Below are 9,995 nucleotides of genomic sequence, written 5' to 3' on the forward strand. Positions count from 1 at the left end.
GCCCGGGACGACGACTACTTCAGGCCGCTGTCGATGGCCGTGGCGAGCTCCCCGTTGGTGGTGTCACCGCTGAACTCCCAGAAGAAGGCCCCGCCCAGGCCCTGGGACTTCGCCCAGCTCATCTTGGTGGCGATCGTGGCCGGGGTGTCGTACGACCACCAGTCGCTGCCGCAGTGCGCGTACGCCGTGCCGGCGATCAGGCCGTTGGCCGGGCACGAGGTCTTGAGGACCCGGTAGTCCTGGATGCCGGGCTCGATCCCCGCGGCGGGACCGGTCGCGGTGCCGCCCGGCTCCTTCTGCGAGACGCCCGTCCAGCCGCGGCCGTAGAAGCCGATGCCGAGCAGCAGCTTCTTCGCCGGGACGCCCTTCGCCTTGAGCTTGGCGATCGCGTCGGCGGAGTTGAAGCCGGCCTGCGGGATACCCGCGTAGGAGGTCAGCGGGGAGTGCGGGGCGGTCGGGCCCTGGGCGGCCCAGGCGCCGAAGTAGTCGTAGGTCATGACGTTGTACCAGTCCTGGTACTGCGCCGCCGTGCCGTAGTCCGCCTTGTCGATCTTGCCGCCGGCGGAGCCGTCGGCCGTGATCGCGGAGGTGACCAGGTAGCTCGGGCCGAACTCGTCCCGCAGCGCCTTCATGAGCTTGGGGTAGGAGTCGTAGCCCGAGGTGTCGCAGGTCAGGCCGCAGGCGTTCGGGTACTCCCAGTCGATGTCGATGCCGTCGAAGACGTCGGCCCAGCGGGGGTCCTCGACCAGGGCCTTGCAGGACTTGGCGAAGGACGCGGCGTTGGCCGCGGCCTCGGCGAAGCCGCCGGAGTACGTCCAGCCGCCGAAGGACCACAGGACCTTGATGTGCGGGTACTTGGCCTTCAGCTGGCGCAGCTGGTTGAAGTTGCCGCGCAGCGGCTGGTCCCAGGTGTCGGCGACGCCGCTGACCGACTGGTCCGCGGTGTACGCCTTGTCGGTGGCGGCGTAGGCGTCGTCGAGCAGGCACTTGCCGCCCTTGACGTTGCCGAAGCTGTAGTTGATGTGCGTGATCTTCGAGGCGGTGCCCGACGTCACCAGGTTCTTGACGTGGTAGTTCTTGCCGTAGATGCCCCACTCGGTGAAGTAGCCGAGCTTGATCTTGTCGCCGGTGGGCGGCGGGTCGACCGTGCCGCCCGTCGTGCGGACCCTGACCGAGGTGCTGACCGGACCGGTCTGGTCGGCGGTGTCGCGGGCCTGGACGGCGTAGGAGTAGTCCGTGCCGGCGGTCAGGCCGCTGTCGGTGAAGGTGAGGCCGGTGACCGTGGCGACCTTCGCCCCGTCGCGCAGCACGTCGTAGTTCTTGATGCCCTTGTCGTCGCTCGCGGCGGTCCAGGTCAGCTTGGCGCCGGTGTTCGTGATGTCCGAGGCGACCGGGGTGCCGGGCGCGCCGGGGGCGTTGTCGCCGGGGACGACCGGGCCGCCGTCACAGGAACCGCCGTTGAGCTTGCAGTCCGAGGGGGCGCCGGGGCCCGAGCCGTTGAAGCCGAAGGTGACCGAGGCCCCGGGGGCGAGGTTCGTCTGCCAGCTCTTGTTCTTCGCGGTCCAGGTCTGGCCGCTGCGGGTGACGTCGGCGTCCCACGAGGAGGTCACCTGGGTGCCCGTGGGGAAGGTCCACTCGACCGTCCAGCTCGCCAGGTTGGTGGTGCCGGTGTTCTTCACCGTCCACTTGCCCTCGAAGCCGGAGCCCCAGTCCTGGGTCTTGGTGTAGGTGGCGGTGGCGGATGCTGCCGCGTGCGCCGGGGTGGCGAGGCCGACCATGGCTGCGAAGGGCACGGCCAGGGCGGTGAGCCCGGCCAGGGCTCTCCGCCGGAGTTTCTGTGTGAAGCGCACGGGGCTGCTCCTTGGAAGGGGTCCGGATATGGGGGTGAGACCCTGCGCCGCCCGTGAACCGCCCGTGGAACCGGGGGTTCACCGCAAGTTGAGGTGAGAGTAGAAAGGTCCAGACCATCCGTCAACAGGTCTGGACCTGTGCGGGGTGTGTGTATCAGTCGTCCAATTCCCCGGCCAACAGCGCGGCTTGTACCCGACTGCGAAGCCCGAGCTTGGCGAGGACCCGGCTGACGTGGGTCTTGACGGTGGCCTCGGCCATGTCGAGCCGGGCCGCGACCTCGGCGTTGGACAGGCCCTCGCCCACCGCGTCGAACACTTCGCGTTCGCGACGCGTGAGCGTCTCCAGCGCTTCCAGGACCGCGCGATCGATCATCGGCGCGGGCCGGGCCGGGCGTGCGAACTCCGCGATCAGCCGCCGGGTGACGGCCGGCGCGACGATCCCCTCGCCCCGCCCCACCGTCCGCACGGCCTCGATCAGGTCGCGCGCCTCGGCGTCCTTCAGCAGGAACCCGGCCGCGCCGGCCCGCAGCGCCCCGAAGACGTAGGCGTCCAGGTCGAAGGTGGTCAGGACGAGGACGTCCGCGAGCTGCTCGGACACCACCTGCCGGGTCGCCGAGACGCCGTCCAGCCGCGGCATCTGAACGTCCATCAGGACCACGTCGGGGCGCAGTGCACGGGCCAGCTCGACGGCCTGCTCGCCGTCGGCGGCCTCGCCGACCACCTCGATGTCGGGCGCGCTGCCCAGGATCAGCACCAGCCCGGCCCGGACGGCGGACTGGTCCTCGGCGACGAGCACCCTGAGCGGTGCTCCGCTCGGTCCGGTCATGACGGCGAACCTCCCTCCTCGACGGGCAGTTCGGCCCGCACCCGCCACATCCTGCCGCCGTCCGGGCGGCTCTCCGGCCCCGCCGCGAACACGCCGCCGAGCAGCGCGACCCGCTCCCGCATCCCGACCAGCCCCGCCCCCGACCCGGGAGCCCGAGGCCCGTCGCCGTTTCCGCCGTCCCCGCCGAGCAAGCTGGTCACCTCGACGGTGAGGGCGGTGGGGGAGCGGCCCAGGACGACCGAGACGGGGCCGGGCCCGGCGTGCTTGAGCGCGTTGGTCAGCGACTCCTGAACGATGCGGTACGCGGCCAGCTCGGCGGGAGCGGGCAGCGGATGTCCGGTGTCGAAGCCGGTGTCCGGGTCGGGCATCCTGAGCACGGCGTCGAGGCCGTTCGTCCGGGCCCGGGCGACGAGCGCGGGCAGCCCGCCGAGGGTGGGCGCGGCGGCCGGCTCGCCGTCCGGGTCGGCTTGCGCGTCGCGCAGGATGCCGATCAGGCGGCGCATTTCGGCCAGCCCCTGCACGCTGTTCTCCCGGATCACGCCGAGCGCGTCCCGGCTGGTGCGCTCGTCGTCGAGCGAGAGCGCGGCGGTCGAGTGGACGGCGATGGCCGAGAGGTGGTTCGCCACCAGGTCGTGCAGCTCACGGGCCATCCGGGCCCGTTCGGCCACGACCGCGCCCACCCGGTCCATCTCCGCGAGCAGCGCCGTCTGCTGGGCGCGCAGGGTCGCGGCCTCGGCCGCGTCGCGGTGGGTGCGGACGCTGACGCCGGTCCAGGCGGAGACCAGCGTCACGAGCGCCACCACGAGGCCGACGAGCAGCCCGCCGGCGTCGCGCAGCACGGCCAGCGCGATCCCGGTCGCGGCGAGGGAGACGATCGCGCAGGCCACCGGGATGCGGTGCGGTGCCCACGGGGGGCCGTACAGGACGGCGGCGTAGATCAGGTCGCTGAAGAGGCCGACGGTCGCGATGCTGCCGAGGACCAGCTGGTCGGCGACGAGGACGGGGACGCCGGCGGCCAGCGCGGTCAGCGGGCGGAGGCGGCGGAGCAGGGAGAGCGCGGACATCGCGGCGAGCGGGAGGAGCCCCAGCCAGCGGGGTCCGAGGTCCCGCCAGAGGCCGTTGTCGAGCCCGAGTCCCCACAGCACCACCCCGCTGACCAGCCCGAACACCGCGACCATGACGTCGTCGCGGTGCGGACGCGACGCATGGACGTGGGGCGAGGGCCCGGCGGGTGCGAGGTGCATGCGCCCATCAAAGCGCGCCGCACGCCCCCGGGTCCTCCCCGGCACGGGGGAACCTGCCGACCGGAAGTCCCCTGTCCGGGGGAGCGGCACTGCATCCTTCGTCGTACCCCCGGTTCGTCATCGGCGACGACGTGGCGGCCCCGCCCCGGCGGGAGGCTGGAGTCACGGGGTCCGGTGCCGACCAGGCGCCGGCCGGTCGGAAGGAGTGGCGACATGGTGGGGTGGCTCGTTCTCGCCTGCGAGGTGGCGTTCTGGGTGCTGCTCGTCGCGGGACTCGGTCTCCGCTACCTGCTGCGGATGCCCCGCACCGGCGCGGCGCTGCTCCTGTGCGAACCGCTCCTGGAGCTCGTCCTGCTCGCGGCGACCGTGATCGACCTCCGCAACGGCGCGGAGCCGCAGTGGTACCACGGCCTCGCCGCGCTCTACATCGGGTACACGGTGGCGTACGGGCACTACACCGTGACGTGGCTCGACGGCCACGCCCGGCACCGGTTCGGGGACGGGACCCCGCCGGTGCGCCCGCCGCGGTACGGGACGGCGCGCGCGGCGCACGAGGGCCGGCTGTGGCTGCGGACGGTGCTGCTCGCGGCCGTCGCCTCCGGCCTGCTGCTCCTCGGCACCTGGTACGTCGGCGACGCCGAGCGCAGCGCGCCCCTGACCGGGGCGATCCGGCTCGCCTGGCGGGTCGCGGGCATCCACGGGCTGATCGCCCTGTCGTACGCCGTCCTCCCGCGCAGGGCCCCCGCGGGCGAGGAGCGCGAGAAGGCGCTCGCCGGCCACCGGTGGCCGCACTGAGCGGCAGAGCGGAGCCCCTGCGGCTGCGGTGAGCGGTGCCTACCGCTCACCGCCCGGCACCCACAGCACGTCCCCGACGTCCTTGTTGGCGATCCGCGCCAGGATGAACAGCAGGTCCGACAGCCGGTTGAGGTACGTCGCCGCGAGCGGGTTCATCGTCTCGCCGTGCACCTCCATCGCCGCCCACGTCGACCGCTCGGCCCGGCGCACGACCGTGCACGCCTGGTGCAGCAGCGCGGCCCCGGGGGTGCCGCCGGGCAGGATGAAGCTGCGGAGCTTCTCGACCTGCTCCAGATAGCGGTCGCAGTCCGCCTCCAACTTGTCGATGTACGACTGCTCGACGCGCAGCGGCGGGTACTCCGGGTCCGCGACGACGGGGGTGGCGAGGTCCGCGCCCACGTCGAACAGGTCGTTCTGCACACGGGTGAGGACCTTGACCACGTCCTCGGCCAACTGCCCGAGCGCGACGGCCGTTCCGAGCACCGCGTTGGCCTCGTTGGCGTCGGCGTACGCGGCGATCCGCGGGTCGGTCTTGGGCACCCGACTCATGTCGCCGAGGGCGGTGGTGCCCTTGTCGCCGGTCCGGGTGTAGATGCGCGTCAGATTGACCATGCCGCCAGCCTAAGTGGGGCCCGTACGCGCCCTGGTACGCCCCCGTGGTGTGACGTCCGTCATTCGAGACGTGACGCGCATCTCTTCGCCGCCACCTCGGCCCGCGCGACCGCTATCGTCCGGCAGGAGTACTGGACAGTGTGCGGTGTGTAAGGGGTGTTCTCAGTGGCTGGCAAGCTCGCCGTGATCGGGGCAGGACTCATGGGGTCCGGCATCGCGCAGGTCTCCGCGCAGGCGGGCTGGGACGTCGTCCTGCGGGACGTCACCGACGCCGCCCTGACCCGCGGCACCGACGGCGTCAAGGCCTCCTACGACCGCTTCGTCGCCAAGGGGAAGCTGTCCGCCGAGGACGCGGAGGCCGCGCTCGCCCGGATCACCGCCACGACCGACCTGGACGCCGTCGCCGACGCCGACATCGTCGTCGAGGCGGTCTTCGAGAAGCTGGAGGTGAAGCACGAGATCTTCCGCACCCTCGACAAGGTGGTGCGCGACGACGCGGTGCTCGCCTCCAACACCTCCGCCATCCCGATCACCAAGATCGCCGCGGTCACCGAGCGCCCCGAACGGGTCGTCGGCACCCACTTCTTCTCGCCGGTGCCGATGATGCAGCTCTGCGAGCTGGTGCGCGGCTACAAGACGAGCGACGAGACCCTGGCCACCGCGCGGGAGTTCGCCGAGTCGGTCGGCAAGACCTGCATCGTCGTCAACCGGGACGTCGCCGGCTTCGTCACCACCCGCCTCATCTCCGCCCTCGTCGTGGAGGCGGCGAAGCTCTACGAGTCGGGCGTGGCCACCGCCGAGGACATCGACGTCGCCTGCAGGCTCGGCTTCGGCCACGCGATGGGCCCGCTGGCCACCGCGGACCTGACCGGCGTCGACATCCTGGTGAACGCGACCGGCAACATCTACACGGAGACCCAGGACGAGAAGTTCGCCCCCCCGGAGCTGATGCGGCGGATGGTGGACGCGGGCGACATCGGACGCAAGAGCGGCCGTGGCTTCTACGCGCACGGATGAGCCGCCGAGGACTGGCCCGAACCTCACGTTGAGCTGATGATCTGTCACCCCTAAGGGTGAACTTGGTATCGGTTCGCTTACAGACGGCAACTTCTATGACCCGGTGGCAGTCAGTTGCAGTGAGAGATTCGGTGGACACCGGGCGGAACGGAACGCGTCCGCGAAGACGATTCTGCAGAGCGAGCGGCACTCTCGGGGAGAGCTATATGCACATCAGGGGCGACCACGCCGAGCTGGTCGTCGGGGGACGCCTCGACGTCCGCAGCGCGGCTGACGCCCGGAAGGTCCTGCACGAGGCCCTCGACGGCGGCGCCGGCGACCTCGTCCTCGACCTCGTCGAACTCGACTCGTGGGACGCCACGGGGCTCGGCGTCATCATGGGCGCGCACCGCCGGGCGGGCCGCAGCGGCCGCCGCCTGGTGCTGCGCAACGTGCCGCCGCAGATGCAGCGGCTGCTCGTGGCGACACGTCTGCACCGAATCCTCGCAATCGAGGGCGGGATCGCGCTCGAAACCGTACAACGCGTGTGATCCCGGCCCGTAATACCCCGGTCGGTGTCCCCACAATCATCACGAGAACGTGACGCTTTGCGGGCCCCGGCCTCCGTCGATTCCGGAGATACTGAGCGAAGGTCTAGGGTTCGGTCGCCCGCAGATCGCGTGACCGCGGCGGGCGACCGGACCAGAAGCGACAGCGGAGCGCCTTCACGGCCGGGGAGGCTTGTCGGCGCGACGCAGCATCTGGGGGGCTTTGACCATGGACCCGACGACACGGGGACCTGAGCAGTTCGGCCACGACAGTGGCCCCGACCACGGCGCCGGGCATCTGGCCCCGGCCCTCGACGACGGCGCGGCGCGACCCGACGCCGGACCGGCGGCGCCCGCGGGCGCCGATCCGGACGGCGGCTTCGGCATACCCGGACCCGGCCACGGGCGAGACCCCTACGACGACGCCGCCGGCGACCTCGTGGACGCCGCCTTCGGCGAGCGGCGCGGTCCCGTCGCCGCGCCCCGCCCGCCGCGCGACCCGCTCGCCGGCGACTACGGCACCCCGTCGCCCGCCCTGGCCCGCACGGTCCAGCTCGTGGCGGGCGACTACCTGCTCACCGTCAACCCGGTCGACGGCAGCGAGATCGAGCTCTGCCCGCCGGCCGAGCGCCCCTCGCACCCCGTGCGCTTCGGCCCCGCCGAGCGCGCCGCGCTCGAACAGGCCGCCCGCCCGCCCGCCCCGCCGGGCCCCACGCCGCCGGTGCTGCCGCTCCTGGAGCGCGGCGACGAACGCGAGCAGCTCGCCCGGTTCCTCGCCCGCGGCCGGTCCGTCCGGCTCGTCGGCCAGTCCGGCGCCGGGCGGTCCACCCTGCTCGACGCCGTCGCGGAGGACTGCCGCGGCCTCGCGCCCGACGGCGTCGTCCGGCTCAGCGGCTACCGGCGCTCCGCCGACGACCTGCTGCACGACCTGTTCGCCGCCGTCTACCGCGCCCCGCTGCACCGGCCCGACACCTCCGAACTCCACGCGCTGGTACGGGAGATCGGCGCGGTCGTGATGGTCGACGACCTGGAGTTCGGCGGCGCCGGGCTCGACGAGCTGCTCGCGGCGACCCCCGAGTGCGCCTTCGTGTTCGCGGTCACGCCCGACGTGCCCGCCCCCTCCGCCGGATCGCACCTGGAGGAGGTCCTGCTGCCCGGGCTCGGCCGGGCGGCCGGGCTCGAACTCCTCCAGGCCGCCGTCGCGCGTCCGCTCACCGACGACGAGGCGAGCTGGGCCGGCGACCTGTGGTTCGAGTCCGAGGGGCTGCCGCTGCGCTTCGTCCAGGCCGGCGCCCTGCTGCGACAGCGCGACCGGCTGCGCGCCGGCCCCCTGTCGGCCGCCGCCGCCTTCGACGCCGAGCACGAGTACGGCGTCTTCGACGGCGTGCCTCTGCCGCCCGCCGAGGACTCGGCCGAGGTGCCGCTGCCGACGCTCGCGGAGGGCGCCGCTCCCGCCGCGCTGCTCGCCTCCCGGCTCGGCGAGTCGGCCCGTGAGGCGCTGCGGTTCGCCGTCGCGCTCGGCGGCGAGATGCCCCACCAGGCCCATCTGCCGGCCCTCACCGGCGACACCCACGCCGACGCCGCCCTCGGCGAGCTGGTCGCCTGCGGCCTGCTCACCCCCGTCGGCTCGCACTACCGGCTGGCCGCCGGGGTGTACGCCCAGCTCGCCGCCGCCGGGTACGCCGAGGACGTCGACGGCCCCGCCCACCTCGCCGCCCAGCACTACGCCTGGTGGGCCGGGCACCCCTCCGTCGGCCCCGAGCGGGCCGCCGCCGAGTCCGACGCGCTGCTCGCCGCGCTCGGCGTCCTCGCGGCCGGCCAGGACGGCGCGCACGCCGGCGCGGCCGTGCTGCTCGCCCGCAGCGCCGCCCCGGCCTTCGCCGCCGCCCTGCACTGGACCGCCTGGGAGCGGGCGCTGCGGACGGGACAGCAGGCGGCCCGGATATCCGGCGAGGTGGCCGAGGAGGCCTACTTCCACCACGAGTTGGGCATCCTGTCGCTCTGCGACGGCCTCTACGACCGGGCCCGCGTCGAGCTGGAGGCGTCCGTCGCGCTGCGTGGGGCGCTCGCCGAGAAGCGGGGCATCACCGCCGGCCGCCGGGCCCTCGCCCTCATCGCCGACCGCACCGGCTCGGCGGCGCACACGGCGGCGCTCGCGCCGGTCCGGGCCCCGGCCGCCTTCCTCCGCGGCGGGGGCGTCGCCTCGGCCGGCGAGGAGATCTCCGTCGCCCGCTTCGAGGAGTCGGCCTCCCCGTCCGGCGGGGTACCCGCCGCGGCGGCCGCCGCCGGCTCCGCGGCCGTCACCCACGACACCGGGCTCGTCACCCGCCGGCCCGTGCCCGCCGGCCGGGCGGGCGCCGGCAAGCGCGACGGCGTGCGGCGCGCGGTCCTCACCGGGGCCCGGCGCAACGTCGTCGCGGCGGGCGCGGGCGCACTGCTCGCCGCGGTGCTCGGCACCGTCGTCACGCTCGGCGCGGCCTCCAATCCCGACGGCGGCGGCGCCAGCAGGGGCGTCGACTCCAACGCGACCGCCGACGAGGGCGACGGTGCCGGCGGCCTCGACGCGGACCGCCCGGCCGAGGACGCCCTGGTCGGCGGGGACGGCTCCGGCGGTTCCGGCGGCGGCCGGGTGCCCGGCGACGCCGGTGCGCCCGAGGACGGGGTGCTCGACCCCGACGACCCGGACGCCACCCCCGACCCGGACGACGAGTCGCCGGACCCCGACGGCACCGAGGACCCCGACGCCGATCCGTCGCCGACGAAGAAGCCGACCGCCGAGCCCACCGAGCCGACGGACAAGCCGACCACGCAGAAGCCGGACCCCGACCCGGACCCGACCGAGCCCGACCCGGACCCCGAGCCGACGCCGGACCCGGAGCCGACCCCCGACCCGGAGCCCACGCCGGACCCCGAGCCGACCGACCCGGACCCCGACCCGGAGCCGCCGCCGCCGGACACCACCGACTCCGCGAGCGGCTCGGCGCCGGCCGGCCCGTCGCTCAGCAGCAGCCCCGCCGTGGACGACGGGGGCGGCTCCGCGCCCGGCCCGACCGGGGACGGCGTCACGCTCTCGGCCACGCTGATCTGAGCCGGACACGACGGAGCCCCGGGGACCGCCGAGGTC

The 9,995-nt window shown here is 74.0% G+C and carries 8 protein-coding genes; 4 read left to right on the forward strand and 4 right to left on the reverse strand.

Annotated features, from left to right (window positions below):
- Window positions 1-14: 14 nt before the first annotated feature.
- From ACFWEG_RS26440 to ACFWEG_RS26450, 3 genes are all read right to left on the reverse strand, one after another.
- A complete protein-coding gene (locus tag ACFWEG_RS26440) occupies window positions 15-1,778 on the reverse strand; it encodes a glycosyl hydrolase family 18 protein (RefSeq protein WP_387219936.1) in 1,764 nt (587 codons plus the stop codon).
- A 226-nt stretch (window positions 1,779-2,004) separates the two neighbouring features.
- Window positions 2,005-2,676, reverse strand: coding sequence for a response regulator (locus tag ACFWEG_RS26445; RefSeq protein ID WP_387219922.1), 672 nt, complete (start codon window positions 2,674-2,676; stop codon window positions 2,005-2,007).
- Complete coding sequence (locus ACFWEG_RS26450) at window positions 2,673-3,920, reverse strand: sensor histidine kinase (RefSeq protein ID WP_387219924.1); 1,248 nt, start codon at window positions 3,918-3,920, stop codon at window positions 2,673-2,675. Before ACFWEG_RS26450 ends, ACFWEG_RS26445 begins: the two co-directional genes overlap by 4 nt.
- A 213-nt stretch (window positions 3,921-4,133) precedes the next feature.
- On the opposite strand from ACFWEG_RS26450, the gene ACFWEG_RS26455 reads away from it, so the two are divergent.
- A complete protein-coding gene (locus ACFWEG_RS26455; RefSeq protein WP_387219926.1) occupies window positions 4,134-4,715 on the forward strand; it encodes a hypothetical protein in 582 nt (193 codons plus the stop codon).
- A 39-nt stretch (window positions 4,716-4,754) separates the two neighbouring features.
- Here the strand turns inward: ACFWEG_RS26455 and ACFWEG_RS26460 are convergent, their stop codons facing one another.
- Window positions 4,755-5,327 (reverse strand): cob(I)yrinic acid a,c-diamide adenosyltransferase, encoded by a 573-nt coding sequence (locus ACFWEG_RS26460; RefSeq protein ID WP_387219928.1) that lies wholly within the window; start codon window positions 5,325-5,327, stop codon window positions 4,755-4,757.
- A 165-nt stretch (window positions 5,328-5,492) separates the two neighbouring features.
- Here ACFWEG_RS26460 and ACFWEG_RS26465 point away from each other — a divergent pair, with 165 nt between their 5' ends.
- The 3 genes from ACFWEG_RS26465 to ACFWEG_RS26475 all read left to right on the forward strand — a co-directional run bounded on the left by ACFWEG_RS26465 (window position 5,493) and on the right by ACFWEG_RS26475 (window position 9,959).
- Complete coding sequence (locus ACFWEG_RS26465; RefSeq protein ID WP_387219930.1) at window positions 5,493-6,344, forward strand: 3-hydroxyacyl-CoA dehydrogenase family protein; 852 nt, start codon at window positions 5,493-5,495, stop codon at window positions 6,342-6,344.
- Between the two features lie 206 nt (window positions 6,345-6,550).
- The gene (locus tag ACFWEG_RS26470; RefSeq protein WP_387219932.1) at window positions 6,551-6,874 is read left to right on the forward strand and encodes an STAS domain-containing protein; all 324 of its coding nucleotides are present in this window, start codon (window positions 6,551-6,553) and stop codon (window positions 6,872-6,874) included.
- 226 nt (window positions 6,875-7,100) lie between these two features.
- Window positions 7,101-9,959, forward strand: coding sequence for an ATP-binding protein (locus tag ACFWEG_RS26475; RefSeq protein WP_387219934.1), 2,859 nt, complete (start codon window positions 7,101-7,103; stop codon window positions 9,957-9,959).
- The last annotated feature ends 36 nt before the right edge of the window (window positions 9,960-9,995 follow it).

The organism is Streptomyces sp. NPDC060194, assembly GCF_042728285.1.
Taxonomy (GTDB): Bacteria; Actinomycetota; Actinomycetes; order Streptomycetales; family Streptomycetaceae; genus Streptomyces.

Excerpts from the sequence above, each read along its gene's own strand:
- ACFWEG_RS26440 (WP_387219936.1), bottom strand. The coding sequence starts at position 1,778 with ATGGTCGGCCTCGCCACCCCGGCGCACGCGGCAGCATCCGCCACCGCC.
- ACFWEG_RS26445 (WP_387219922.1), bottom strand. The coding sequence starts at position 2,676 with ATGACCGGACCGAGCGGAGCACCGCTCAGGGTGCTCGTCGCCGAGGAC.
- ACFWEG_RS26450 (WP_387219924.1), bottom strand. The coding sequence starts at position 3,920 with ATGCACCTCGCACCCGCCGGGCCCTCGCCCCACGTCCATGCGTCGCGT.
- ACFWEG_RS26455 (WP_387219926.1), top strand. The coding sequence starts at position 4,134 with ATGGTGGGGTGGCTCGTTCTCGCCTGCGAGGTGGCGTTCTGGGTGCTG.
- ACFWEG_RS26460 (WP_387219928.1), bottom strand. The coding sequence starts at position 5,327 with ATGGTCAATCTGACGCGCATCTACACCCGGACCGGCGACAAGGGCACC.
- ACFWEG_RS26470 (WP_387219932.1), top strand. The coding sequence starts at position 6,551 with ATGCACATCAGGGGCGACCACGCCGAGCTGGTCGTCGGGGGACGCCTC.
- ACFWEG_RS26475 (WP_387219934.1), top strand. The coding sequence starts at position 7,101 with ATGGACCCGACGACACGGGGACCTGAGCAGTTCGGCCACGACAGTGGC.